The sequence below is a fragment of the Flavobacterium suncheonense GH29-5 = DSM 17707 genome, from assembly GCF_000430025.1.
Lineage (GTDB): Bacteria > Bacteroidota > Bacteroidia > Flavobacteriales > Flavobacteriaceae > Flavobacterium > Flavobacterium suncheonense.
Map to the genome: position 1 here is coordinate 116616 of NZ_KE387021.1, position 26110 is coordinate 142725.

The following is a 26110-nucleotide window of genomic DNA, read 5'->3' on the forward strand; positions in this document are numbered from 1 at the left end:
TATTATGAACGACGCACATTTACACATGATTTTCAACCATTTCCCGATTATCGGAAGTATTTTCGGGTTTGGTATTTTACTTGCCGGAATAATCCTGAAAAACAAATCAGTACAGCATACCGCTTTTGTTTTGCTGATCATTACAGCAATTTTGGGTTTAGTAGCCATGCGAACCGGAGAAGGAGCAGAGGATATTGCCGAAGATTTAGGAATCGCTCACAACCTTATTCATGAGCACGAAGAAATTGCAGAGAAATTAGCAATTCTGCTTTATCTGACGGGCGCTGTCTCCCTTTTAGCGTTAATTACTTCCATCCGAAATCACGGAAAAGCGAAAGTTTTTGCCTTTGTAACCTTGGTTTTGGCGCTTGGTTCTTCCGTGTTGTCGAAACCGGTTGGGACTTCTGGTGGTGAAATCCGTCACACGGAAATTCGGGAAAATGTTACGGTTTCAGGGGAAGAAAATCACCACAACAACGATGATGCTGTTGAACATAAAAATGAGACCGAGCAATAGTACTGCCTGAATTTTTAATGAAGAATTATTATCTTTAAAAGAAAAAAATGGTTTCAAAAGCAACTTTAGAGTTCCTTACCAAACTCAGAAACAACAACAACCGCGAGTGGTTTGCCGATAATAAGACAGAATTTCAGCAACTTGAAAAAGAGTTCAAAAGTTTTACAATGGAAATTGTAACCGATTTATCCAAAACCGACAGTATCGATAAAATCCAAATGTTCAGAATCTATCGCGATGTTCGTTTTTCTAAAGACAAATCGCCTTATAAAACCAATTTCGGAGTGGCTTTGGGAAGAACCAAACCGATGTTGCGCGGCGGTTATTATCTGCATATTGAACCAGGCGGAAGTTTTGTAGGCGGCGGTTTTTGGGAACCCAATGCCGAAGATTTAAACCGTATCCGAAAAGAATTTGAAATGGACGACAGTGAGATAAGAGCAATCATTTCCGATGAAAATTTCGTAAAAACTTTCGGCAAACTGGAAGGCGAGGAGTTAAAAACAGCTCCCAAAGGGTTTGACAAAGAGCATCCGGCCATCGACTTAATCCGAAAAAAACAGTATCTGATTTCCAGAAAATTCACCGACAAAGAAGTAACGGACAAAAATTTTAAAGCGGAAGTTGTAAATACCTTTTTGGCCATGCGACCTTTTTTTGATTATATGAGTGAAGTTTTGGGAACCAACTTAAACGGAGAAAGTATTTACTAACCTGAAAATCAGGCATAAATGAAAAAGCTGTCCTTGTACGACAGCTTTTTCGGTTAGTGGTATTTGTTTTTGGTTGTGGTTACTCGTCTGTAAGAATCTGAACCTGGCTTTTTAAACGTTCAATCAGCATGTTCATCATTCTTTTGTTGATGTTTGAGGAGTTTTGGATGTATTCTTTGTATTCCTCCACCGTAAAAAGTCCGATAATGATTCCTTTTAATGAATTTCTGAATTTGATGTCGCGCTGAATCACGTTTTCGATGTAAGCCATTTTCTTTTCCGGTGACAGGGAAAAGAAGACGTTTTTCTGTTTGATGGCATAATTCAGAAAAACTTCAATAAAAAGTTCGTTCTGTAAAACCAGTATAGGTCGTAAAGTCCTGTTCTGAAAAACTTCTTCAGAGGTAGACTGAGCCGAAATCGTTCCAAGAGGTTCACCTCTCAAATCAATAAGAAATGTGTCGCGATTTTCCATGGTTCCTATCCTTTGAATTAAAATTACTAAATAAGAAATGCCGATTGTCGATGCATTTAAAAAGTTATTAGTAGTTTAGTGTTGAAAACTTTTAGTATGAGAACCTCCAAAATATTTGTAACCGTAGATGCGGTTATCCTAAGAAAATCAAGCGATTACGAACTGCTTTTAATAAAGCGTAAGAACGAGCCTTTTAAAGACTGTTGGGCGCTTCCGGGCGGTTTTGTGGATGAAAACGAAGATTTAAAAGCCGCAGCCATTCGCGAACTGGAAGAAGAAACCCAAATAAGAGTAACTGATCTAGAACAGGTTGGCGCTTTCGGAAAACCGTTTCGCGATCCGAGAAGTCATGTGGTTTCGGTTGCTTATTTCGGAATTGTTCCTGACAATACTATTGCGGTTGCTGCCGACGATGCCAAAGAAACGGGTTGGTTTGCTGTAAAAGATTTGCCGAAAATGGCTTTCGATCACGAAGAAATTGTAACTTTGTCCTTACAGAAATTTGCGTTATGAACTACCAAACTAGAAAATGGGTAAGACCCGAAGATTTAAACGCCAACGGAACGTTATTCGGAGGAAAATTATTATCCTGGATTGATGACGAAGCTGCATTGTATTCGATTATCATCCTGAAAAACAACCGAATTGTGACCAAATTCATGTCGGAAATCAATTTTATGAGTTCGGCACGACAAGGTGATATTATTGAAATCGGACTGGATATCGTTAAATTCGGAAAAACTTCCATAACCATGCGTTGCGAAGTGCGAAATGTGATGACCAAAGCCGTGATTATTACCGTTGATGCCATTACGATGGTGAATCTGGACAGTTTCGGACAACCGGCTATTCACGGGAAAACGTCGCTGGAATCTGGAGAATAAATTATTAGATTTTTTTTTTGCCACAAATGCACTGATTTTAAGGCTTTCAATAATAAAACCGGATTGATAAAATTATTTGTTTTTACGTCTAATTCGTGAATTCGTGGTTTATTATTCTTTAAATGAAATCAATTAATATTCAATCTTAATCGCACCGGTTTCATTAATTTCCATATCAAAATAGCGAACAGAAGCCAATATGTGGTCGAAAATGTCAGACATGATGTGTTCGTACTGCACAAGACGCTTGTCGTTTACAAACGCATAAATCTCTAACGGCATTCCGTTTTGGGTAGGCTGTAACTGGCGACACATAAAAAGCATGTCTTTGTTGATGCCCGGATGATTGGCAATGTACTGGTCGATATACTTTCTGAAGATTCCGAAATTGGTCAGATTACGGCCGTTGATTAAAACCGATTTATCAATTCCTTTTTCGAGGTTGTATTTATTGATATCCGCCTGACGGTGATTCAGATACGGAGCAATTAACTGGATTTTCTTCAGGTTTTCAATTTCACTATCCGTTAAAAAACGAATACTGCTGGATTTCAGCAAAATGGAACGTTTCATGCGTCTTCCGTCGGAATTCAGCATACCGCGCCAGTTCTTAAACGAATCCGAAATCAGGAAATAGGTTGGAATTGTGGTAATCGTATTGTCGAAATTCTGCACTTTTACCGTTGCCAGGTTGATTTCGATTACGTCTCCGTCGGCTCCGTATTTTTCCATCGTAATCCAGTCGCCGATGCGTACCATATCGTTTACCGTTACCTGAATACTCGCTACAAATCCTAAAATCGTATCGCGGAAAATTAATAAAACTAAAGCTGAAACGGCTCCTAAAGTAGTAAGCAGCTGACCAATACTGGTATTGAAAAGCGTCAATATAAAATAGATGATTCCGTAAACCCACAAACAAATCATGATTACCTGAATGTAGCTGTCAATGGGCTTGTCTTTGTATTTTTCTTTTCCTTTTAAATAATCCTTAAGGGAATTAAGAATACTTCGGATAATCCAAAGCGATAAAATAATGATGTAGAATTTAACGCCTTTTGTAAAAATCCCTTCCCAATACACAAAATCCTTCATGATAATCGGAACGGTTTTGTAAATGAAGAAAAGCGTAAACAAATGCGCTACATACTTGGCTGTTTTATTGGCAACCAGAAAATCGTCAAAGGTTGATTTTGTTCTTGCTGCCACAATGGCCATTACAATGATAAGTATCTTTTTAAAGATATAATCGATAACATAAGCGGTGATTATCAGGATGATAATATTGATGACGAGATTGGAATAATCAGCCCAAAGTTCGCTGAATCCCAATTCTTTAAATATTTTGTACGCCCAGTTAAAGATCTTCATGTCTTAAAATTACAATATTTTTTTCTCTACGTAAAAAGTTCCGAACGGTAAAACCGATGCCACACATACGATTCCGTATTTTTTCCACGGCCAGTTGTCTTCGATTTTGAACATAGTGGCAAAAATAATGTAAGCGATAAACAACAAACCATGCGCCATGCCAACCGGAAACAGTAAGGTTTTGTACAACTCTAAATTTGTGGGCTTAATGAATAACATGTTACTAAACAAAACCAACAATGAAACTCCTTCCAGTAACGCCGTAATTTTAAAAATACGATTCATGATAGTGTAAAATAATGAAAATTAAACGAATGCATTTTCTTGGTAAATCTTCAGAAAAGCAGTCAAATGTAGTACAGAAACCGATAGAATTCGCAGTATTTAACTAAAACTTATAAAAAAACTACGCTGTTCGGCGTAGTTTATGATTCTTGAGATTCAAAACATTAATAAGCCTGAAATGCTTTATTGTATTCTCTTAAATCTGAAATATTGTTTTTGTTCTTCAAATCCGTAAAAAGGTTTAGCAGGTATTCTAAACTTTCAAGATTGTTTTCGCTTGAAACGTTAACTTCGGCATTTTCAGTTTCACCTTCCAAAGGCTCATCATCAGGAATTCCGATTAAAAACGCGCCGTTTTCTTCAATATGTTCGTAAGCCAGACGAATAGCTTTTACCAGAACAGGATTTTGTTCTTCAAGAGCATATTCGCGTAATTTTTTCAAATCAGCTACTAATGTTTCGGCTACAAATCCATTTTTAAATAAATCTAATTGGATTTTGTGAATTAATTTTTGTGCAGTTGGATTTTCCACGATAATAAGTTGATTGGTTTAAAAACTCGAATTGGTTTGCAAAAATAAGATTTATTCTCTTTTTTAAAATAAAATTCTTGCTTTATTTTTCAGTTTTCTGTCATTAGTTGTCCATTCATACAGTAATGCTGATAAAACCTTAAAATATGCTGTATTTCGTCGATGTTTTTTTTGGATTTAACTAATAACAAAGCTTATGTTTTTCTCCAAAAACAGAATATAGTATCTTTATGATTCGTTAGGCAAAATCTGCCTTTATCAGTTACCACAAACTGACTTTATTTTCAAAAACAGCCCAAAATTATTCAACAGAGTGCTCAGGCTCTTACTTGGAAAGCCTTACTAATTGATAATTGTTTTTGAATATGAAGAATAAATATGATGTCCTTTTAATTCTCGAAGGTACGTATCCTTTTAATGGCGGAGGAGTTTCCACATGGGCACACATGCTTTGCAATGAAGTAAAAAATGCGGAGTTTATACTGTATTCGATTAATGCACAGTATGAAAGCCGGCCAAAATATGAATTGAGTCCGAATGTTAAAGAGGTTGTACAAGTTCCCTTATGGTCGCCGTTAGAACCTCAGGAAATGATTAACTACGGCAAAAATTTCCATACCATAGTAGACGAAAAGGAGAAACTCAACGAAGGAAATATCAATGAAGATTTTATACCGATTTTCAGGCGGCTTATAGCCAATATTTATTCCGATACCCGAAAAGCGGAAGATTTCGATGATATCATCTATAAAATGTGGCTGTTTTTTCAGGAGAACGACTACAAGAAAACGATGCAGAGCATGGCGGTTTGGCGGGCCTTTTGCGACTTGGTTCTCGAACTGAGCCAAAATACCAAAGAAACCGCAACGCTTAACGATTTAACTTTCGGAATGCGCTGGATTTACCGTTTTCTGATTCCGCTTTCCATAGACGTTCCTAAAGCGGATATTTCACATTTAACAATATCCGGTTTTCCGGTAATTCCGGCTTTGGTACTGAAATACAAATACGGAACGCCAATCATTGCAACAGAACACGGTGTTTTTATTCGGGAACGGCTTTTGGCGATTAACTCTTCGGAATATTCCTTTTTCCTTAAAAAACTGCTAATTAAGTTTTCAGAAAGCATCACAGAATTAGTGTACTATAAAGCCGATTTAATCTTATCCGTAAACCGGTTCAACAAAATATGGGAAAAAATGTACGGCGCAAATCCGGAGATTCTGGAGGTTATTTACAACGGCATCGACCACAACGTTTTCGTTCCCGCACCAAAACCCGAAGCCACTAAAGATGTTCCAACGGTGGTGGCGGCGGCCAGAATTTTCGACCTGAAAGACATTATTACCATGATAAAATCCTGTAAGGTTGTAAAAGAACAAATACCGAATGTACAATACTTGGTTTACGGCGATAAAACCGCTGTACCGGAGTATACCAAAGAATGCGAAGACCTGATTGCGGCACTTGAGCTTCAGGATAATTTCAAACTGGCAGGATTTCACAGCAAACCGCATCAATTGTTCTGTGAGGGCGATATTTCCATACTAACCTCTATTTCGGAAGGATTTCCGTATACCGTTTTGGAATCCATGAGTTGCGGCGTTCCGGTAGTTGCCACCGATGTGGGCGGAGTAACCGAAGCGCTGGATGAAAATTGCGGGTTTATCTGCAAACCGAAAGATTATGAAGATATCGGACGAAAAGTCATTCAACTGCTTCAGGATAAGGAATTAAGAGAGCGAATGGGCAGCTACTCCCGAAGAAAAGTAATCGAAAATTTCACTATCGGCAAATTTATAAAGGAATATGAAGAAGCTTATGAAAGAGTTATGGCTCCTAAAGGACACAAAGAATCTATATTAATTGATTTGGCAGCCAGAAGTGCTATTGCAGCATCATAATACAATTAAAATGACCAGTCACGCTTTAAATATTGACAATCTGATCCTTACGGTGCGCGATAAAATCGGAAAACCGGTAAGCAGCCGTGTAGTTGCCGCAACCATAGAATCGTTGGGAATCAGGGATAAAGATACTCTTAACGATTTTGGTGTTCCGTCCATAAAATCGCTGGCGGATTTGATTTATCAGAAAATTTTAACGGCTCCGGACTATATCAGCATCAGGAATAAAAAAGAACGGGAATTAGAAGCCGGAGAAAAAAGTAAAACCCTGCAACTGTCCGATTATCTGATTGTTAAACTGAAAATCTTCGCAAGATATTATCCCACCGGGATTTTGCATTTATTGCCTGTTTTTGTACAGATTCTGGCTATTATCCTGTTCGGATATTCTCTCTGGACTTTTGTGGGTTTCAATCACATGCAGTCTACCGCAGTGGTTTTAGGAGTGATTATCGGCCTGATTACCACCGGAGGTTTTGTTCAGGTTATCGGGCGTCAGGCCTCATTTTACTGGAATTATGAAGATTATACCATGACGCGGAAAACCATAAATTTTCTCGTAAAAATGGGAGCGAAGTCAATTTCAATCGTACTGATTGGGATTTATGCGCTCAATTTTTTCTTTCACATTTTCCCAGTAAAACTATTGCTGATTTTGTTCATTTATGCGTTTTTGATAGGCTTGTTGCTTTTAATGATAGCGCCTTTGCATACGATAAAACAGCGCTGGTTTATTTCGGTGGCCATTTTCACCGCTACAACTGTTGCTGTTTTGCTCAGTAAATATTCCGTTGTTCCGATTTATATGACGCACTGGATTGGTATTTTGATTGCCATTCTGCTGTCGAAAGGCTTTCTCTATTTTTTCTTCAGAAATAAAATCGATAAACGTCAGGTAGACTGCAACATGGAAGTTAAAACCCCGGTAATGCTGTACCAGAATTATCACTACTTCTTTTACGGACTTTTGGTATATGTTTTCATTTTCATAGACCGCATACTGGCCTGGTCTGCCGATATCAGCGGGACAATTCCGTATATAATTTATTTCGAAAAAAATTACGAATTGGGAATGGATGTGGCCATTTTGGTTTTTTTGTTGCTTTCAGGAGTAATGGAATACAGTCTGGCGGCTTTTTCAAAATTCATCGATATCGGACAGAAAAACACACCGTTTGAGCATCCGGAACATTATAACCAAAGCTTGTTCAGAATGTACTGGCAACACATTTCGCTGATGTTTGTTACAAGTCTGTTCATTTTTATCATCATTTATTTCATTATTACGTCTTCCTGGGGATATCAGGCACATTTTAAAGAAGTTTTTGAAGAATTGAGCATAAGAGTCTGTATAATAGGCGGTTTAGGCTACTTCTTTTTTGCCTGGGGAATTCTGAATACACTTTACCTGTTTACGTTAGGACAACCCGCAAAACCTTTAAGAGCGTTGGTAATGGCCTGTATCGTAAATGTAATTACCGGATTTTTGCTAAGTCGTTTTATTTCCTACGAATACAGTGTTGGCGGATTGTTTTGCGGATCACTGCTGTTTATGCTCTTGACTTTAAGGGAAAACATTCATTTTTTCAGAAACTTAGATTATTATTACTATGCGGCATATTAGACTGTTTTTTTTAGTGTTTCCTTCGATTATAGGATTTGGAATGGCCAATAATAATGTTGTTCAGTCTGACATTTTTTTTTGTTACGGCAAACTAAATCCTCTTGATGTAAAAGGATATAGTTATGTAGTTATTGAATCAAAAAACTACACCATTCCGGATGTTAAAAAGTTCAAAAAGCTGAATGGCAAAGTTTTAGCATACATTAGTTTAGGTGAAGTAAACAGTCAGGCAAAGCATTATAATTCCCTAAAAAACAACACTATAGGTAAAAATGAAAACTGGGACAGTTATTACCTTGATTTGAAAGCTTCCGGAACTTCCCAAATACTTTTCACCATCATCGATCAGATTTTAGCCGATGGATACGACGGGCTTTTTCTGGACAATATCGACAATTTCTGCTCTTTTGGTTTTCAGAAAGACCAGAAAGAAGAAGTCCTGCAATTCATGGCCGATTTAGATGCCAGATATCCAAATCACACTTTTATACAAAATGCAGGACTGGAGCTTTTGGAAAAAACGTTCCGGCTTGTAGACGCGATAGTCGTAGAATCGGTAGCCACCGATTTCACCTTTGATGACAATGTTTACAAACTGCGCAGCCAGGCCGAATACGATAAGTATATCCGACAACTGCAGCAAATCAGGAGAAAATATAAATTACCCGTAATCCTTGTAGAATATGCCGATACGCGTGCGCTGTACGATCAGATAATCAGACGAATTGACCGAACGGGTTTTCTGTATTTTATCGGTTCGATAGACTTACAGGGAATACCAAAATTTTCAGAATAACGCATGATCATTTCAGGCTCCATATTAACCGGTTTTGCCAGACTATGTCTGATGATACTCTTTTTGTTTTATCTCAACAGAAAGTTTGTATCCTATTCACGTTCTGTAAATTACTTCGATTTCATAGCCAAACAATGGTTTAAATACGGAAGTCTTATCATGTTGCTGGTCTTTACGTTGGTTCAATTGGGAATTTACAACCTCATAAACATGATAATCATTTTACTGACCGTTATTTATGTGGATTATTTTGGAATAAAGCAATTACCGCAATCCGTGAACATCATTGCTCATAAGGTAAAGAAAAACATCTTTGAGCTTATTAAAAACCTCGAACTGAAAAAACCGGTCGGATTCTTCCTTTTAACCCGTTCCGATCCCAAAGAAAGGAAAAACCGCCTCTGGTATTTGTTTATCCTTTCTGTTTTGGGAGCTGTGGCGGTTTACAGTCGTTATATTTTTTATCCTTTCGATTTGTTTTCCATGTCCGGTTCCTGGCTAACCGATTTAGAAAGCGTAGTCGACTTCGATTCACAGCGTTGGTTTACAAACGGTGTAGCCACAATAGGCGAGTTGGCTATGGTCAATTTTTACGGCAAACTGGTGAGTATCAGCCCGGAAGTAGCGCTGCAATCTATGGGAATACTCGAATCGGTATTAATCAGTATTCTGTTGTTTTGGGTTGTTAATAAAATCAGTTATTCGAAAATTGTCGCGCCATTGGCCGCATCGTTGTTTTACAGCGTTAGTTATACCATTATGCCGGTCAATATTACTTATATTTTGCAGCATCAGGCGTTGTTGCTGGCTATTTGTTTTGCTTTACCGGCCATGGTTATTTACATGAAACCCGGATTTATGCACAGCAGTAACCGCAATGGTTTTATCAATTACATCCTTGCTTTTACTGCTATTGGTCTTATCGATATTTTCACCCTTGTAGTTTTGGTGCTGCCTTTTATGGTGATCGGACTGTTTACTTCAGGCCTCAAACATAAATTGGAAAACCTTATCGATTTGGGCGCTTATTTTATCTCCATTGCAATTCTTCTGATGATTTACGGTATAGCCTGTAACCATTTTGGAGACGATTTACGCCTGCTGATTCACTCAGGATTAATGAATGTAAGTTCCTATACCTATTTTTCCCACCTGATTGTATCGTATGAAGAGCTCATGATTTATTATCAGTATGTAAGTTACGGCTGTATACTGATTTGCCTGCTGCTGATGTTCTGGAAAAACGAAAAATGGAATGCCGCACTGTGTTTTCTGATTTACTTCAACTTTTTGGTTATTATTTCAGAAATAGATAACAATTGGATTGATACTGATATGATTAAATTGTCCTTAGGCGTTTTCATTCCGGTACTTCTGGGAATTTCTGTTTCCATTGTTATCCGATTTGCTTATTTCATAACAACTAAAACAGAAGTTGTTAAGCCGGCCTTTGCCGTTTTGATGATTGTCGGAGTATTGTTTTCGGCTTATTTCTATCAGGAAAAAGAGTATGAAAAACTACAGCGTACTGATAATATTCCGAAAGAAATCATAAGCGTTTACGAAAGAATCACCGCAACCTATTTTCCTTATTCTTACGCGGTAGTAAACGATTACACGACGCAGACGATGAGCATTAACAAGCATTTTTTCATTCATTATACGGAGTTTATGAGCGATTATTTAAAACGGGATTCCATTTATTTTAAGAATCAGAAGAACAAAAAATTTCTGCTCAAACATCCGGAATATGTTGTCCCCAAAAGCATTCTGGTATTCATTTATAAAAAACCGGACGATAAAACGAACCGCATTGCCACCAACTGCAAAATGGTTCCGGATATCCTTCAAAAAATAGGAATTCTTCAGAAAAGAGGACGAAAAGTAGCTGTTTTCTACGAAAGTGATTTAATAAAAGTATATGAAATCGAGAATGTTCCAAATGAAAGTAAAATTGATGATTTAATTTTTTAACAATTAGAATTATGCGTAAAAATACCACAATACAATTTCGTTGTTTATTGGTGCTGTCTGCGTTGTTTATGGTGTTTGGCTGTGCAAAAATTGACGAATTAACAGGCGTAAATAATATGAACAGGAGGGAAGGAAGTCTCAAACTGAGAAAATATTCCAATATTCCGTTAAACCTACCGCCTTTGGTACAATACATTTTAGACAAGAAAGAAGTTGAAAGTTTAACCCTGAACAGCAATCTGAGAAAAGTATGTGATTACACTAAAATCCCGATACAAACCGTAACCGTGGAAGACTGGAACAAAGAGCCGAAAATAGCAGACAACGTCCGGGTACTGTGTTTGTTAGACACCCGAAAACTCAACAATAAAAGCATCGAAGTAATTACCGAATTTGTAGCCAAAGGCGGAACGCTTTTTATGCCCTTCGGGAGTGAAGACAAACGCTTTTCATTTTTGGTTGGCTGTAAACCTGAGAATGATTTTGAAACCGATGTTAATGCTTCAGGATTTCATTTCAACACTTCGATATTTCCGGGTTTTGACCATCACGTATATAAAAAGGACCTTAAATTTTTCGGATTGAAAAGCAAAGCTTTTTCAGACAGGATAAGGGTTCTGGCCACCGCGGAAAACGACAAAAATTATCCGTTAATTATCGAAAATGAAGTAGGGAAGGGAAGGGTTATTTACTACAATTCCACCTATTTCCTGATTAAGGACGACAGAGGCTTGCTGCTCTCCGGCATTATTAAAGGACTGGAAGGAATTCCGTATCCTGTGGTGAATGCCGGCGTAATCTTTTTGGATGATTTTCCTTCACCACTATACGACATTAAACAGGAGCCGGTTAATTCGGAAATGAATTTAACCATAACAGACTTTGTTCATAATGTCTGGTGGCCGGATTTAGTCAAGATTTCGAAAAAGTTCGACATACAGTATTCTGCCATGACTACTTTCGATTATAATGTTAATGTTAAACCGCCTTTTTTGTTTCGCGAATGGGATGCTAAAAAAGTGAAAATCGGAGACAAAGAAGTTGGATTGAGTAATTGGCTGATGGAAGATGTTGCCAAACGCGGTCACGAACTTGCCTTTCACGGTTACAACCACGTTTCCCTGTTGGTTCCGGACTGGAAAAACCCGGATTTTATGATTACCTCGTTAAAAGCAGCCGAAAAAAAATGGGAAGTGAACAATTTCGGAGATTTGCCCGTAACCTATGTACCGCCTTCAAATTATATTGACAGAATAGGGCTGAAGCAACTAAAAAAAGGAATGCCTTCCGTTAATTTTATGTGCAGCATTTATGTAGGTGAAAAAGCTCAGGGCGGAAACAGAGAGTTCGACTTTGACCCCTATGAACCGGAATTGTTTGATTTTCCGAGAATTTCCAGCGGATTTTATGTAGACGACGATTTAAAATTCACCATGTATTCGATGTATATGTTTACCGGAATCTGGACCCATTTTCTGCATCCGGACGACATATACGATATTAAAGGGAAAAACCATGTTCTTTTGGACAATAGTTACGGCTTCAGAAATTACGATAATCTGGGCTGGTATAAAACCCCAAACAGCAATCGGGCAATGCTTCCGGAATTTGGCAAACTGCTGACCACTTTGCGAGGCGATTTTCCGTACATCCGTTTTATGAACGCACGGGAAAGCGGAATGATTACCAACGACTGGAGAGCTTCACAATTCAGTCACAGATCTGAAAAAGGCCTGTACAGAGTTGAAAAGCTCAACCCCGAAGAATCCGATTACAGCGAGCAATATTGGTTTATGTACGGAAGCAACGCCAACGCCTCACGAATTGAAAATCACTTTAAAAGCACCAATACTTCGTATAAAAAAAGACCATATCTGGACGGTTATCTTTATTCGGTTAAAACCAGTAAACCGTATCTGACCGTTCCGGATTTTAATATTAAAACAACCGAAAGCAACAGTAATCTTGAAGCTGTTTCCCGAAAAGTTAAAAGTGATTTCCGCGCTTTTTTAGCTGAAGCCGCAAGAATTGCCAAACAAGATTTATGGTACGACAATTACGATGAAAACCTGAAACTGGAAATTGAATCATTGCGCAAACAAATCGTGAACAGCCCGAAAATCGATCCGAAAGTATGGGAAAAATATGCCGAATATTTGTCATGGAATGACAATGCTGATGAAATATGGCAATTACTGGAAGAACATTGCATAAAATATCCGACAGCAGAAAATGTCATGTTTTCCAAACGATTGGCGGAGATTGTTTACTATCCGAACGATTTAATTTATGAAAAATGGATTAATGCCCAAATATTGGTAACTCCGAATGATAAAGACTTACTGAACAGTTACGTGGCTAATTTTTATACTCCTGAAAATCAAGCAAAAATCAAGGATGCGCTTCTTAAACTTTTGAGGGTGGATACTTCCCATGAAAGTTTTATGAAATACATCGACTTTTTATTGGGTTACGAACCTCAAAACGCCATTCCGGAATTAGATAAAATCCAGCCATCTGCGGAGTTTTCCGAATATGCCACAACAATTGCCTGGACGTATGCTGACAACAACCAGTTTCAGAAAGCTTATGATTGGGCGGCGTTTAGCAGTGAAATCGATTTTTATTCCAAAATGCAATGGTTAATTGAACTAAAAGACAATGCTAAACTCATCCAGGAATACGACGAATACATAGCCAAAAATCCGGATGATTTCAGAGTAAAAGCGCAAATGAGCATGGCCTACCACGAAATGGGAAAATTCAAAGAAGCCTGGATTCTGGCCAATGAGTTACCAGAAGAATCCGCAGACAAGGAAGCGATTCAGAAAATGCTGAATACCGATGTAATCTATGAAGAACGGGATGTTCAGTTGTATCTTGCCGAAAACCAGACCGCATTGTTTTACCCGGATGTGCTTGAAAAAATCCTGAAAAACGAACGGCGGGAAAACGGGAATTTTTTGAATTACGATACTTCATTCGAAAGTAACAAAGAGAATTTGTCTTCCTTTCAAAATGTCTGGTCTTATAATATGTATGACAAAAAACTCAGACTTCACGGTTTTGGATTAACCTACAGTTCGATGTACCGCATTGAAAATGATCTGGATTGGGACGATAATAAAACGCACGATGTTTTCGGAATTCAGTATCAGTTTAACAATCCGAAATCGTATGACAAACTTCAGTATTACTCACGACTTCGTCTGGAATACAGCGATTTGAAAAAAGGATTTATCCAGTTTGGTGCCGGCGCGAATTTTTCAAAAAATAAAAGTTATTCGTCTGCAGAATTCAATGTGGCTCCGGTGGAAAACGGACCGAGTCACAGCAAAAGCATTTACCGTTATCAGTTAAATATTTATCAGAACAATTATTTCTTTAAATACTGGAATACGGCTTTATCGCTGGAAGGCAATTATTATAACAGGAGCGAAATTCTCAACAAGGAATATTATACTCACGAATCATACGAAGGCAGTGCAACCGGTAAAATTATTTTCGATCGCTGGATGGACAACAAGTACCGCTTACAGCCTTTTGTTGAAGCATCAAGATCGCAGGCTTCTTTGGGAAAATCGACAATTCCGCTGTCTACCGGTTATCCGTATTGGATGATTGATGACCGTTTTTTCATTGGCGGCGGTTTGGGTTTTTCCATCGGAAAGAGTGAAGATGATTTTAACATGAAAGTAGAAGGAGCGTGGTTCAACGATGATTATGCTAACGAATTCACCCGTTTTATCGGAAACCTGAACTATCAGATTTTCGATTATACCTACATTACCACGACTTTTGAATTTTACCTGCAATCTAAATTTTATTCCAATGCGTTGCAATTCGGCATCAAACACAATCTGAAACGGAAACAAAAAAAATAGGAACCAGTTAAAAACCGATTCCCATTTCATTCAAAAATCAAATTATTAAAAAACAGTATTTTAGTGCTTAACGATTACTCTTCTGGAATCTTTAGTAGTTCCGTTTGAAAACTGCAGATAGTAAACGCCGTCGCTTAAGCTTTCTGTATTGATAACCATGTTAGTTGCTGTAACAGTGGTGTTAACTTTAACCATTTGTCCAAGTGAATTGTACATGGCCAAAGTATATTGCTGAATGTTAGTCATTTCTACAGTAATCTGGTTGTTTGCAGGAATCGGGAAGATGGTTGCATTAGCCACATTATTGTCCTGAGTACCAAGTGTTGAACTTGCCACATTCATTGTAAAGTTCAGGTTGTTGTAACCTGTAGTGGATTCCCAGGTATTGGTGTTAGCCATTCTTACGGAATATTCAGGACGCGGTCTTAGGTTTGCATCGGAATCCGGTAAGCTTAAATACAATTTGTAACTTCCCGGAACAATGTTCGCCGGCAATGTAACATTCTCATTAATAGTAGTTTCTGCCTGGCTGGTCCATAATCTAGGATCGGAAGCCAACTGAATTGCATATTCCTGATTTGTTCCGGTGTTTCTTAAAATTAAGTACGCTTTTCTTTCGTTGAAAGGCGTTGCCCAACCTGAGTTGTTAATTTTCAGCACCAACGGAAAACTAGATCCTGCATTTGCAGACTGTGTGAATGTTCCGTTCACCAATTCAAAACGGTATCCCAATTTGTTTTTAATTTCGTTCATACATCCGTTGGAAATAAATCCGTTTAAAACAGAAGCATGATAATCAGTATTTAAATAAGACCAGTGGAATTTTTTCATTTCCTGTAATGCAGTGCTACAATCGGTACGTGGTGCATTAGGCGCACAAGTTTCACCACCCATTGCTAAATATTTAGTTTCGCTTTCCAAAAATGGGTATTCCGACGAAATATTTGAATAAGTTCCAAAATCGGTAGAACTTGCCAAGAAACAGTCGTTATGGTGTGCTAATCTGGAATTGTTTGAACCGTTATAAGCTTGCGAAGCAGCAATCGGCGTTGTAGTTCCCGCCATTTTTTGTTTTAAAACCGGAGTTCTCATGTGTACCATTCTGGATGCCGGCAAGGCAGCTAACAGAGCATTTATTACATCTTTTCTGTTTGCATAATCTGTTGCGGTAGGAGAAATACCAAAGTAGTCTGTATAATACCATTCTCCCCAAGAACCGATGAAACCCGCCTGCACAGAAGCAATTACATCAACATTGTTTTGTAATAAAGGCTGTAATTGACTGATATGGCTTAAAATCTGAGCCTTAGAAGCATCGCGTTGTCCGGCCACATCAGAATCTGAATAAGCAAAACGAGGTATAATTTTAATACCGGCATTACGAACAGCGTTGAAATCTGCCTGTATTTTGTTTAGATAATCCTGAGAGATCGGAGCGTTTCTGAAATTTTCCAGATAGAAAACACGTACGATAAGCGTGATTTTTTCGTTAACTCTGTAATTCGTTAAGGTAGATTGACTTAAACTTGAATACCCGGTTGAGTGGGTTTCAGTATGGTGATACATTCCGCGTTCCGGATTTGAAAAATTCTCACTTGTTGTAGTGTAACTAACATTAGTAGTTTGAGCAAAAACATTTAGTGTAGCTAGGAGCAAAAAAATAAAAAATCTGTTCTTCATAATTCAATTCGTTTTTTTAATTTTTGAGTTGTACTGTTTTGAGTTTCAAATCATTTTTGGTTTGTAACTCGTTGCAAATCTATAAGTTAGCTTCAAAATAAAAAATTAAATTATCGTTAAAATGCGTTTTTTATCGCCAAAATGCATAAAAAGACAGATTCTGTAATATTAATCATTCAAAAACATTGTTTTCATGTAAGAATACACGTAATTATTATATGCGACAATTCAAAAATATTTCATGTAACTATCTAATTTTCAATTTTTTAAGTAAGAAATATTTTTATTTTAAATGTTCAAAACGTCAAATTTCGGTAAAGTGCAAAAAATCATCGATGAAATGCATCTTTTTTAGCTCTTTTTACTATTACATATTTTGAACTATAATATACATTATGTAAAATAGAATATTTGTTTGCTTCCATACACTTTATATAGTTTCTTTGCATCAAAGTTTCACGGATGTTATATATAGTACTCAGTGTGTTGTGCAGCGTATCTGTTGCTGCCCTTCTTAAGCTCACAAAGAAATTTCAAATTCCGGTAGAACCGATTGTAACGCTCAATTATATTACAGCGCTGTTGCTGAGTTATTATTTGTTTGCGCCGGATATTCAAAAATTCTCAGCTTCTGAAATTCCCTGGCATATTTACATTCCGTTGGTTGTATTATTGCCGACGGTATTTATATTCCTGGGAATGTCCGTAAAAAATATCGGAATTGTAAAAACGGATATTGCCCAACGTTTGTCCTTGTTTATTTCAATATTAGCCGCGTATTTTATTTTTAATGAAAATATCGGAGTTTTAAAGCTATCCGGATTAGCTGTCGGATTTTCAGCCATATTTTTAACACTTCATAAAAAAAATAAAAACACTTCAAAATCAAACAATTGGCTGTATCCATGCATCGTTTTTATCGGATTTGGCGTAATTGATGTTTTCTTCAAAAAAGTGGCACAACAGCAACAGATTCCTTTTACAACCTCTTTATTTTATATTTTCTCAGGCGCTTTGTCCATATCGCTGCTGATAAGTCTATTTTACATAATTAAGAAGTCATATAAATTGAATCGTAAAACGCTTTACGCCGGTATTTTATTAGGATTGCTGAATTTCGGCAACATTTATTTTTATCTGCAGGCGCATAAATCCTTGTCACAGAATCCGTCTACTGTTTTTGCGTCCATGAATTTCGGTGTTATTGTTTTGGGCAGTTTAGTCGGTGTTGTCCTATTTAAGGAAAAGCTCAGTAAAATAAACTATATTGGAATTTCGTTAGCATTGATAGCGGTTGCTCTGATAACCTTATCCCAACTTTACGTTTGAGAGGCAGGGCTTCCCTCCTTTTTATATTCAATAAAAATTATTATTTTTAAGAACTAATGTTGTTTTTGATAAGCCTGCGCTGTTCAGAAACTTAAAGAACCGAAATGCCATGAAAAACCCAATTGCCGAACGTATAGCTGATTTTTTAAAGCATTACCCGCCTTTTTCCAGTTTGCAATACACCGAATTAGTGGCTATTGCCGAACATATTAAAGTGGTCTATCTGGAGAAAAACCAGATTCTTTTTAAAATTGGTGATCCTACACACGATTCCTTTTATGTTGTGGCTTCCGGTGCTATTGGTTTATCGGTCATTTCCGATGCGGAAGAAACCTTAATCGACAAATGTGACGAAGGTGATATCTTAGGATTACGTCCGTTTTTCGCCAAGAACAACTATCTGATGACGGCAAAATCCCGCGAGGATTCAATTGTTTACGCCATTCCTATTGAAACTTTCCGACCTTATGTTGCCGGTAACACTCATGTTTTGAGCTTTTTGCTCGAAAGTTTTGCTTCCAACACCCGAAATCCTTACGACAAAGACAATCGCGGTAAGTTAATTTCCGAAAACATCATTTTCAACGAACAGAGCGCTACGGATATCCAATATTTTCAGCCGATTAAATATACCAAAAATCCAATTACGGCAAGTACCCACGATGTGATCCGCCATATTGCGCAGACTATGGCGAGCCGTCAGATCGGAAGTGTAATCATTCAGGAAAACCAGATGCCGATTGGTATTGTTACCGATTTTGAACTGACATCAAAAATAGCTACCGGACAATTTTCCATAGACACTACGGCAGAAAAAATCATGACAACTCCGGTGGTAACCGTTCCGGAGGATATTTCCATTGCCGAGGCGCAAATGATGATGCTGAAACACAACGTCGGCTATTTGTGTGTAACGCGCGACGGTACTGAAAAAGGAATCATTACGGGAATTATTTCCGAGCATGATGTTGTGGCTGCTCAAGCGAACAATCCGGGCGTTTTGCTGAAACAGGCCAAAAGAGCCAACCGTTCCAAAGAGTTAAAAGTTGTTCGCGATAAATTAACCGATCTGATTCAGAATTCGATTGATAAAAACATCCCGATTTCCCATATTACAAGCGTTGCAAGCGAAATTAATAATGCCATCAGCAGAAGAGCGATTGAACTGGGTATTGAAAAAACAGGAACGCCACCCGTTCGTTTTGCCTGGTTTAGTTTAGGCAGTCAAGGCCGCAGGGAGCAATTGCTGATGACTGACATTAACAATTCCCTTGTTTTTGAAGACGTTCCTGCCGAAAAATACGATGAAGTAAAAAACTATTTTTTACAACTATCCGAAAGAGTTCTGGAAACCTTTGAAAAAATTGGATTTGAAAAAAGTCCGCAAGGTTCCAATTCTAATAATGAACTTTGGTGTAAATCATTGACAGACTGGATAAAACAATACAATACCTGGATTAATACTCCAGGTGAAAAAGGCATTCATTTAAGTACTATTTTCTTCGATTACGATTTTGTCTACGGCGATCCGTTTATTGAAAAAGCGTTAACTGACGAGATTTTTGCAAGTGCCAACAACAATCATTTGTTTTATGCATTTTTGGGAACTGATGCGATTAAAAAACCGGCGCCGCTTGGGTTTTTCCGTCAGTTTTTACTGGAACAGGACGAAGAACACAAGGATACTTTCGACATTAAAAGCCGTGCGATTACACCTTTGGTAGATGCTGCAAGGGTTTTTGCCATCAGCCGGGATATTCGCGGTATAACCAACACCTATCAGCGCTATAAAAAATTAGCCGATCTGGAACCGCAAAATGCCGATTTGTATTTAGAATGTGCCGAAGCCTTTCACACCTTACACTGGTTCAGAACCGAAGAAGGTCTGAAAACCGACTCCGGCGGACAATACATCAATCTGGAAGAATTGACAAAAGTAGACAAAGTAAAACTTAAAAATTGCTTCCAGCCGATAAATGACATACAGGATTTAATTAAAAACCGATTCCAATTAACTTATTTCACATAATTTATGCTAGACTGGCTAACAGGTAAAGGCGATCCCGATTTCTGGAAAAAGTATTCCGAAAGTTTCGATAAAGCTGATGCAAACGCACCGGTTCGCTATATCGTGTTCGATTGCGAAAAAACAGGACAAGACTGGAAAGAAGATCATATTTTATCCATTGGCTGCGTCGGTGTTGAAAATGATGCTATTAAAGTAGGCGATTTTTTTGAAGTATTCATAGCCGACCACAAAGAAAAACATGAAAACGAAGCCGTGGAAAAACTGTTTAAGGTAAACACCGATGCTATTCCTGAAACTGAAGCCATGATAAAATTCATTGGTTTTATTAAAAATGCAACGCTGGTTGGCCACAGTACCAATCTCGATATTGAAATGATCAATCAGGCGCTTAAACGAATGAATCTCGGAAAACTGAAAAACGAAGCCATCGACATTAACGTCATGCACCAGCGTTTAAAAAACCTTTCTGAAGATCAGTATCATACACTCGATCAGCTTTGTGACATCTATAAAGTCAAGAAAAACAGTCGAAGTACAGCGTCCGGCGATGCTTATTCATCCGCTTTGGTTTTCCTGAAGCTGCGGAAAAAGCTGAAAATGAAATAAAAAAGCCCTGTAATTCAGGGCTTTTTCTTTATACTCGGTTGCTTTTAATTTCATCTACAATTTCAGGATTCAGCAAGGTGGTGGTATCGCCGAAATTTGAGAAATCGCCTTCCGCAATCTTACGGAGAATACGGCGCATGATTTTACCCGAACGCGTTTTCGGCAATCCGCTTACGAACTGAATTTTATCTAATTTCGCAATTGGCCCGATATGACTGGAAATATGCTCATTGATTTCTCTGGTCAGATTATCACGGTCGCGGTATTCACCGGTTTCCTTCAAAATAATAAAGCCGTAAAGTGCGTTTCCTTTAATGTCGTGAGGGAAACCAACAATAGCCGATTCGGCTACAGCCGGATGTTCGTTAATCGCATCTTCAATAGGTGCGGTTCCTAAATTGTGTCCGGAAACAATGACCACATCGTCTACCCTTCCGGTGATTCGGTAATAGCCTACTTCATCGCGTAAAGCCCCGTCACCGGTGAAATATTTACCCGGGAAAGCGGAAAAATACGTTTCTTTATAACGCTCATGATCGCCCCAAATTGTTCGCGCCATCGACGGCCAAGGAAATTTGATACACAAACTTCCAACCACCTGATTACCTTCAATTTCATTGCGCTTTTCGTCCATTAAAACCGGCTGAATTCCCGGTAATGGCAACGTGGCATAAGTTGGTTTTGTGGGCGTTACAAACGGAATTGGTGAAATCATGATGCTTCCAGTTTCGGTTTGCCACCAGGTATCCACAACCGGACATTTTTTCTTTCCGACGTGATCGTTGTACCAGTGCCAGGCTTCCTCATTGATGGGTTCTCCTACCGAACCGATAACTTTCAGGGTTGACAAATCGTATTTATCCACCCATTCATCATTCTCTTTGGCCAAAGAACGGATAGCGGTTGGCGCTGTATAAAACTGTGTTACTTTGTGCTTGTCGATTACTTCCCAGAAACGACCGAAGTCAGGATAAGACGGAATACCTTCGAAAATTACGGTGGTTGCACCGTTTAAAAGCGGTCCGTATAAAATATAAGAATGCCCGGTAATCCAGCCGATATCCGCCGTACACCAGAAAATATCGTTCTCTTCGTAATTGAAAATGTTTTTAAAAGAATACGCGGTTTGTACCATGTATCCTGCCGTTGTATGCAACATTCCTTTCGGTTTACCTGTTGAACCTGAAGTATATAAGATGAATAACGGATCTTCCGCATCCATGATTTCAGCCACACAGTTCGGAACAGCCGCATCTACAAGCGGTTGTAACCATTGGTCGCGACCTTCTTTCATGTTTACCGCTGTATTGGTTCTTTTTGCTACTAATACTTTTGTTACCGAAGGACATTTTTCCAGTGCTTCGTCTATAATTCCTTTTAAATCAATCGATTTGTTTCCGCGGAATGCACCGTCTGAAGTAATGACCATTTTACATTCACAGTCAATAATTCTGGAAGCTACAGCCGAAGCCGAAAAACCGGCAAAAACCACCGAATGAATCGCACCAATTCGCGCACAAGCCAAAACCGAAACCGCTAATTCCGGAATCATTGGAAGATAAATACAAACCCGGTCACCTTTTTTGATACCTTGTTCACGTAGCACGTTTGCCATTTTGGATACGCGGTCGTAAAGGTCATTGTACGAAATATGCTGAGCGGCTTCTTCCGGATTATTCGGTTCAAAAATGATGGCCGTTTTGTCGCCTCGCTTGGCTAAATGTCTGTCAATACAATTTTTAACGATGTTAACTTTCGCATCTGTGAACCATTTTACCTGAGCTTCTCCCATGTCGAAATCCAGTACTTTATCCCAACCCTGATACCACACGAAGTTTTCTTCGGCAATTTTTCCCCAGAATTTACGGGGTTCGCGTATGGATTTGTTGTAATGCTTAAAATATTGCTCAAGGTTGTTTATCTTATAGTAGCTCATAACTGTAATTTTAAGTTGACAATTTACAGAAATCCTTTCAAAACATAAAACTTTTTGAACATCGATTTCCCTATGGTTTATTGCTTATTTATGCCCTTTATTTTTTTAACAAAAAGGCTTTGTTATTTACTATTACTATTTGGATATTTTTCCTTAATTTGTAAAAAAAGTATAAAACTATTATGGACTTTGATCCCCAGCTAATTGATCAAAAAGCAACGTATAAATTATTAACCGGTGCAGTTATCCCGAGGCCAATCGGCTGGATTTCCACCATCAGTAAAGACGGCATACCAAATCTTGCCCCTTTTTCCTTTTTTAATGCAGTTGGAGAAGATCCGCCGCACGTAATGTTTTCAACTGTCCGGCCAAATAACAGCAACAAAGATACTTTAAACAACGTCCTGGAAACGGGTCAGTTTGTGGTTAATATGGTGGTGGAAGAAATTGTGGAAAAAATGAATACAACTTCTCAGGCTGTCAGCCCGGATATTAATGAATTTGAATTGGCAGGACTTACTCCCACTCCATCAGTTAAGGTGAAAGCCCCGAGAGTATTGGAAAGCCCTGTCAACATGGAATGTGAATTAGTACACCATTATACTTTAGAAGACAGCAAACACGGTGGCGCAACCATTATTGTCGGAAGAATTGTTATGTTTCATGTAGACGAAAGCGTTTTACTGGACGATTTCAAAATCAACATGGAAACTTATAAACCTGTGGCCCGTTTAGCCGGCTCGAATTATTCAAAATTAGGCGAAATTTTCTCCATCAAAAGAACATAAAATGACACCGAAAAAATTAGCAATAAACGTCGCTATGCAAATTCAAAAACCTGTGAACGAGGTATTTGAAGCAATTGTCAACCCTGAAAAAATGACTAATTATTTCATTTCCGAAAGCACCGGAAGAATGGAAGAAGGCAAAAACCTGATCTGGAAATTCCCCGAATTCGATTTCGAATGCCCGGTTCGTGTAGGTAAGATAGAACAAAACAACTACATCTCCTACTATTGGGAAAACTCCGGTAATGAATTGTTGGTGGAAATTACGTTATCCGAAAGTCTTAATGGCTCCACATTGGTATCGATTTCCGAAAAAGAAATGGAAAACAACGAAGCCGGTTTAAAATGGCTGTCCGGCAATTCCTTCGGCTGGTCCAATTTCTTAGCTTGCTTAAAAGCCTATTTAGAATACGGAATCAATCTCAGAAAAGGTTCCTTTGATTTTATGAACAAATAATTATGAAAATAACCGTAATTGGTGGCGGCCCGGGTGGTCTCTACTTTTCCATATTAACCAAAAAAGCCCTTCCCGATTGTCAGATTGATGTTTACGAACGCAACAAAGCCGACGACAGTTTCGGTTTCGGTGTTGTGTTTTCCGATGAAACCTTGGGCGAATTCCTTACACGCGACACAAAATCGTATGAATTAATCCGAAGTAAATTTGCCTATTGGGACGACATCGTAGTAGCGCGTAACGGAGAAAAAGTAAGCATTTCCGGAAACGGATTCTGCGGCTGTTCCAGAAAAACGTTATTACAGCTTTTGCAACAACGATGTACTGAAGAAGGTGTAAATCTTCATTTTGAAACCGATGTTACGGATTTGTCTCAATTCAAAGACAGCGACATTATTGTAGCAGCAGACGGCATCGGAAGCGCGATTCGAACTCAATTCGCAGAAGATTTTGGTACATCAGTCAAACTTCAGAAAAACCGATTCGTTTGGTTAGGTTCCACAAAACCTTTAGACGCTTTTACTTATTTCTTCAGGACTACGGAATTCGGAACTTTCGTGGCACACACTTATCAATATGAAGCCGGCATGAGTACCTGGATTTTCGAATGTTCCAACGAAACCTGGGAAAAAGCCGGATTTGAAGTAACCAACGAGCAAGACACCATCGATAAAATCGCAAATATCTTCAAAGAAGAATTAGACGGTCATCCGTTGATTACCAACAAATCGCATTGGCGTCAGTTTCCACATGTTGCCAATGAAAAATGGCACAAAGACAATATTGTTTTGCTGGGTGACGCAAAAGCCACAGCACATTTTTCCATTGGTTCGGGAACCAAATTAGCAATGGAATGTGCGATTGCTTTGTCTGATGCTGTGGTTGCCAATCAAAACAATGTTTCAGCCGCTTTTGAACACTACGAAAAAGCCCGAAAAAACCGCGTGGAAATGATACAACACGCCGCAAACGTTTCTTTGGATTGGTTTGAACACATGGATCGTCATATACAGCATGATTTTCAGCAGTTTGCCTTTGGGGTAATGACACGTTCCAAAAAAGTTACCTTTGAAAACTTAGCCATTCGCGATGCTTCTTATCCTGAAAAAGTACTGTCAGAATTCAATGCTAAAATCGGTACAGAAACCAATACTCCTGCAGCTTTCACACCTTTTAAATTAAGGGAAATGACATTACAAAACCGCATCGTAATGTCACCGATGGGGCAATATTCAGCAGAAAATGGTGTACCAAATGATTGGCATTTCCAACATTATACCAGTCGTGCAATTGGCGGTGTCGGATTGATTATCGCCGAAATGACCGCTGTTTCAAAAACCGGAAGAATCACTCCAGGTTGTACAGGCTTATATTCACAAGAACAAATAGTTAACTGGAAACGAATCACAGATTTTATCCACCAAAACACACAAACAAAAATAGGAATCCAGTTAGGTCATTCCGGACGAAAAGGAGCGATTAAAAAACCTTGGGAAGGTGCTTCGGAACCAATTAGCAATGCCTGGGAATTACTTTCGGCCTCTCCTATTCCGTTTAACGAAAAACTTACAATTCCAAAAGAAATGACTTTGGCCGATATGAATCAGGTAATTTCGGAATTCGTTCAGGCAACCAAAAATGCCGACGCATCCGGTTTCGATATGATTGAGTTACAGGCACATCACGGTTTTTTGCTGGCTTCTTTTCTGTCGCCTTTAACCAACATCCGAACCGATGAATTTGGTGGAAGCATCGAAAACCGTTTAAAATTCCCGCTTCGTGTTTTTACCGAAATGCGTAAAGTGTTTCCGCAAAACAAACCGATGTCCGTAAGAATCTCGGCTTGTGACTGGGCAGAAAACGGAATTTCGGAAGATGATGTGATTACAATTTCCGAAGCTTTTAAAAATTCCGGAGCCGATATTATCAGTGTTTCAACCGGAAATACGGTAGCACATCAGAAACCACAAATAGGAAGAATGTGGCAAACGCCTTTTTCGGACATGGTTCGCAACACCGTTCATATTCCGACGATTACAGCCGGTTATATTCAGGATATCGATCAGATCAATACGATTTTATTAAACGGTCGGGCGGATTTGGTTTCATTGGGAAGACCATTGCTTTTAGATCCGTATTTTGTGAGAAATGCACAGGCTTACGAGAATTTCAGACCGATGGATATTCCGCAGCAATACATGGCCGGAACCACACATTTATATCCGCTGAAAGCCTCGGAACGAAAAATGGTCGAAGGCATGAAAAAAGCGTTAAAACCGGAAAGTCATAAAATAATTACGAATTAGAAATTGCGAATTACGA

The 26110-nt window shown here is 38.5% G+C and carries 21 protein-coding genes; 15 read left to right on the plus strand and 6 right to left on the minus strand.

The genetic code is table 11. The features are described 5' to 3' along the window. Positions 1 to 4: 4 nt before the first annotated feature. Both G498_RS0113045 and G498_RS0113050 read left to right on the plus strand, forming a co-directional pair. The gene (locus G498_RS0113045; protein WP_026981558.1) at positions 5 to 517 is read left to right on the plus strand and encodes a hypothetical protein; all 513 of its coding nucleotides are present in this window, start codon (positions 5 to 7) and stop codon (positions 515 to 517) included. 47 nt (positions 518 to 564) lie between these two features. Beyond that, a complete protein-coding gene (locus tag G498_RS0113050) occupies positions 565 to 1230 on the plus strand; it encodes a DUF2461 domain-containing protein (protein WP_026981559.1) in 666 nt (221 codons plus the stop codon). Between the two features lie 79 nt (positions 1231 to 1309). Here the strand turns inward: G498_RS0113050 and G498_RS0113055 are convergent, their stop codons facing one another. Further along, positions 1310 to 1705, minus strand: coding sequence for a hypothetical protein (locus G498_RS0113055; protein WP_026981560.1), 396 nt, complete (start codon positions 1703 to 1705; stop codon positions 1310 to 1312). 96 nt (positions 1706 to 1801) lie between these two features. Here G498_RS0113055 and G498_RS0113060 point away from each other — a divergent pair, with 96 nt between their 5' ends. Further along, complete coding sequence (locus G498_RS0113060; protein WP_026981561.1) at positions 1802 to 2218, plus strand: NUDIX domain-containing protein; 417 nt, start codon at positions 1802 to 1804, stop codon at positions 2216 to 2218. After that, complete coding sequence (locus tag G498_RS0113065; RefSeq protein ID WP_026981562.1) at positions 2215 to 2589, plus strand: acyl-CoA thioesterase; 375 nt, start codon at positions 2215 to 2217, stop codon at positions 2587 to 2589. Before G498_RS0113060 ends, G498_RS0113065 begins: the two co-directional genes overlap by 4 nt. A gap of 132 nt (positions 2590 to 2721) precedes the next feature. On the opposite strand, the gene G498_RS0113070 is transcribed toward G498_RS0113065, so the two are convergent. The 3 genes from G498_RS0113070 to G498_RS0113080 form a co-directional block, all read right to left on the minus strand. Continuing rightward, positions 2722 to 3960, minus strand: coding sequence for a mechanosensitive ion channel family protein (locus tag G498_RS0113070; protein ID WP_026981563.1), 1239 nt, complete (start codon positions 3958 to 3960; stop codon positions 2722 to 2724). Positions 3961 to 3969: 9 nt separating this feature from the next. Further along, entirely contained in the window at positions 3970 to 4245 is a 276-nt protein-coding gene (locus G498_RS0113075) for a DUF3817 domain-containing protein (RefSeq protein ID WP_026981564.1), read from the minus strand. Between the two features lie 164 nt (positions 4246 to 4409). Further along, the gene (locus G498_RS0113080; protein ID WP_026981565.1) at positions 4410 to 4778 is read right to left on the minus strand and encodes a hypothetical protein; all 369 of its coding nucleotides are present in this window, start codon (positions 4776 to 4778) and stop codon (positions 4410 to 4412) included. A gap of 365 nt (positions 4779 to 5143) precedes the next feature. Between G498_RS0113080 and pelF the strand changes: the two genes are divergently transcribed. Genes pelF through G498_RS0113105 form a run of 5 tightly spaced genes read left to right on the plus strand, consistent with a single transcriptional unit; the run spans position 5144 to position 14963 of the window. Next, positions 5144 to 6682, plus strand: coding sequence for a GT4 family glycosyltransferase PelF (gene pelF / locus G498_RS15175; protein WP_081694242.1), 1539 nt, complete (start codon positions 5144 to 5146; stop codon positions 6680 to 6682). Continuing rightward, positions 6645 to 8309, plus strand: a complete 1665-nt coding sequence (locus G498_RS0113090; RefSeq protein WP_240470451.1) for a hypothetical protein — start codon at positions 6645 to 6647, stop codon at positions 8307 to 8309. Before pelF ends, G498_RS0113090 begins: the two co-directional genes overlap by 38 nt. Before the next feature lie 40 nt (positions 8310 to 8349). After that, a complete protein-coding gene (locus G498_RS0113095; RefSeq protein WP_161625346.1) occupies positions 8350 to 9105 on the plus strand; it encodes an endo alpha-1,4 polygalactosaminidase in 756 nt (251 codons plus the stop codon). A gap of 3 nt (positions 9106 to 9108) precedes the next feature. Next, positions 9109 to 11079 (plus strand): hypothetical protein, encoded by a 1971-nt coding sequence (locus G498_RS0113100; protein WP_131387677.1) that lies wholly within the window; start codon positions 9109 to 9111, stop codon positions 11077 to 11079. 11 nt (positions 11080 to 11090) lie between these two features. Continuing rightward, positions 11091 to 14963 (plus strand): DUF2194 domain-containing protein, encoded by a 3873-nt coding sequence (locus G498_RS0113105; protein WP_026981569.1) that lies wholly within the window; start codon positions 11091 to 11093, stop codon positions 14961 to 14963. Between the two features lie 60 nt (positions 14964 to 15023). Here G498_RS0113105 and G498_RS15180 read toward each other — a convergent pair whose 3' ends face one another. After that, the gene (locus tag G498_RS15180; RefSeq protein ID WP_081694243.1) at positions 15024 to 16643 is read right to left on the minus strand and encodes a T9SS type A sorting domain-containing protein; all 1620 of its coding nucleotides are present in this window, start codon (positions 16641 to 16643) and stop codon (positions 15024 to 15026) included. Positions 16644 to 17105: 462 nt separating this feature from the next. Here G498_RS15180 and G498_RS0113115 point away from each other — a divergent pair, with 462 nt between their 5' ends. From G498_RS0113115 to G498_RS0113125, 3 genes are all read left to right on the plus strand, one after another. After that, positions 17106 to 17972, plus strand: a complete 867-nt coding sequence (locus tag G498_RS0113115; RefSeq protein WP_026981570.1) for an EamA family transporter — start codon at positions 17106 to 17108, stop codon at positions 17970 to 17972. 109 nt (positions 17973 to 18081) lie between these two features. Then, complete coding sequence (locus G498_RS0113120; RefSeq protein ID WP_026981571.1) at positions 18082 to 20001, plus strand: DUF294 nucleotidyltransferase-like domain-containing protein; 1920 nt, start codon at positions 18082 to 18084, stop codon at positions 19999 to 20001. 3 nt (positions 20002 to 20004) lie between these two features. Next, entirely contained in the window at positions 20005 to 20607 is a 603-nt protein-coding gene (locus G498_RS0113125) for a 3'-5' exonuclease (protein WP_026981572.1), read from the plus strand. A 28-nt stretch (positions 20608 to 20635) separates the two neighbouring features. Here the strand turns inward: G498_RS0113125 and acs are convergent, their stop codons facing one another. Further along, positions 20636 to 22543, minus strand: a complete 1908-nt coding sequence (acs, locus tag G498_RS0113130; protein WP_026981573.1) for an acetate--CoA ligase — start codon at positions 22541 to 22543, stop codon at positions 20636 to 20638. Between the two features lie 182 nt (positions 22544 to 22725). Here acs and G498_RS0113135 point away from each other — a divergent pair, with 182 nt between their 5' ends. Genes G498_RS0113135 through G498_RS0113145 form a run of 3 tightly spaced genes read left to right on the plus strand, consistent with a single transcriptional unit; the run spans position 22726 to position 26094 of the window. Continuing rightward, the gene (locus tag G498_RS0113135) at positions 22726 to 23331 is read left to right on the plus strand and encodes a flavin reductase family protein (protein ID WP_035744129.1); all 606 of its coding nucleotides are present in this window, start codon (positions 22726 to 22728) and stop codon (positions 23329 to 23331) included. Between the two features lies 1 nt (position 23332). Beyond that, on the plus strand, positions 23333 to 23788 hold the full coding sequence (locus G498_RS0113140; RefSeq protein WP_026981575.1) for an SRPBCC domain-containing protein: 456 nt from the start codon (positions 23333 to 23335) through the stop codon (positions 23786 to 23788). A 2-nt stretch (positions 23789 to 23790) separates the two neighbouring features. Beyond that, entirely contained in the window at positions 23791 to 26094 is a 2304-nt protein-coding gene (locus tag G498_RS0113145) for an oxidoreductase (protein ID WP_026981576.1), read from the plus strand. The last annotated feature ends 16 nt before the right edge of the window (positions 26095 to 26110 follow it).

Bases quoted from the DNA above. Each gene is read 5' to 3' on its own strand.
- G498_RS0113055 (WP_026981560.1), bottom strand. From the start codon at position 1,705: ATGGAAAATCGCGACACATTTCTTATTGATTTGAGAGGTGAACCTCTT.
- G498_RS15180 (WP_081694243.1), bottom strand. From the start codon at position 16,643: ATGAAGAACAGATTTTTTATTTTTTTGCTCCTAGCTACACTAAATGTT.
- G498_RS0113145 (WP_026981576.1), top strand. From the start codon at position 23,791: ATGAAAATAACCGTAATTGGTGGCGGCCCGGGTGGTCTCTACTTTTCC.
- G498_RS0113115 (WP_026981570.1), top strand. From the start codon at position 17,106: ATGTTATATATAGTACTCAGTGTGTTGTGCAGCGTATCTGTTGCTGCC.
- G498_RS0113050 (WP_026981559.1), top strand. From the start codon at position 565: ATGGTTTCAAAAGCAACTTTAGAGTTCCTTACCAAACTCAGAAACAAC.
- G498_RS0113065 (WP_026981562.1), top strand. From the start codon at position 2,215: ATGAACTACCAAACTAGAAAATGGGTAAGACCCGAAGATTTAAACGCC.
- G498_RS0113070 (WP_026981563.1), bottom strand. From the start codon at position 3,960: ATGAAGATCTTTAACTGGGCGTACAAAATATTTAAAGAATTGGGATTC.
- G498_RS0113045 (WP_026981558.1), top strand. From the start codon at position 5: ATGAACGACGCACATTTACACATGATTTTCAACCATTTCCCGATTATC.
- acs (WP_026981573.1), bottom strand. From the start codon at position 22,543: ATGAGCTACTATAAGATAAACAACCTTGAGCAATATTTTAAGCATTAC.
- G498_RS0113120 (WP_026981571.1), top strand. From the start codon at position 18,082: ATGAAAAACCCAATTGCCGAACGTATAGCTGATTTTTTAAAGCATTAC.
- G498_RS0113135 (WP_035744129.1), top strand. From the start codon at position 22,726: ATGGACTTTGATCCCCAGCTAATTGATCAAAAAGCAACGTATAAATTA.
- G498_RS0113140 (WP_026981575.1), top strand. From the start codon at position 23,333: ATGACACCGAAAAAATTAGCAATAAACGTCGCTATGCAAATTCAAAAA.
- G498_RS0113105 (WP_026981569.1), top strand. From the start codon at position 11,091: ATGCGTAAAAATACCACAATACAATTTCGTTGTTTATTGGTGCTGTCT.
- G498_RS0113095 (WP_161625346.1), top strand. From the start codon at position 8,350: ATGGCCAATAATAATGTTGTTCAGTCTGACATTTTTTTTTGTTACGGC.
- G498_RS0113075 (WP_026981564.1), bottom strand. From the start codon at position 4,245: ATGAATCGTATTTTTAAAATTACGGCGTTACTGGAAGGAGTTTCATTG.
- pelF (WP_081694242.1), top strand. From the start codon at position 5,144: ATGAAGAATAAATATGATGTCCTTTTAATTCTCGAAGGTACGTATCCT.
- G498_RS0113125 (WP_026981572.1), top strand. From the start codon at position 20,005: ATGCTAGACTGGCTAACAGGTAAAGGCGATCCCGATTTCTGGAAAAAG.
- G498_RS0113100 (WP_131387677.1), top strand. From the start codon at position 9,109: ATGATCATTTCAGGCTCCATATTAACCGGTTTTGCCAGACTATGTCTG.
- G498_RS0113060 (WP_026981561.1), top strand. From the start codon at position 1,802: ATGAGAACCTCCAAAATATTTGTAACCGTAGATGCGGTTATCCTAAGA.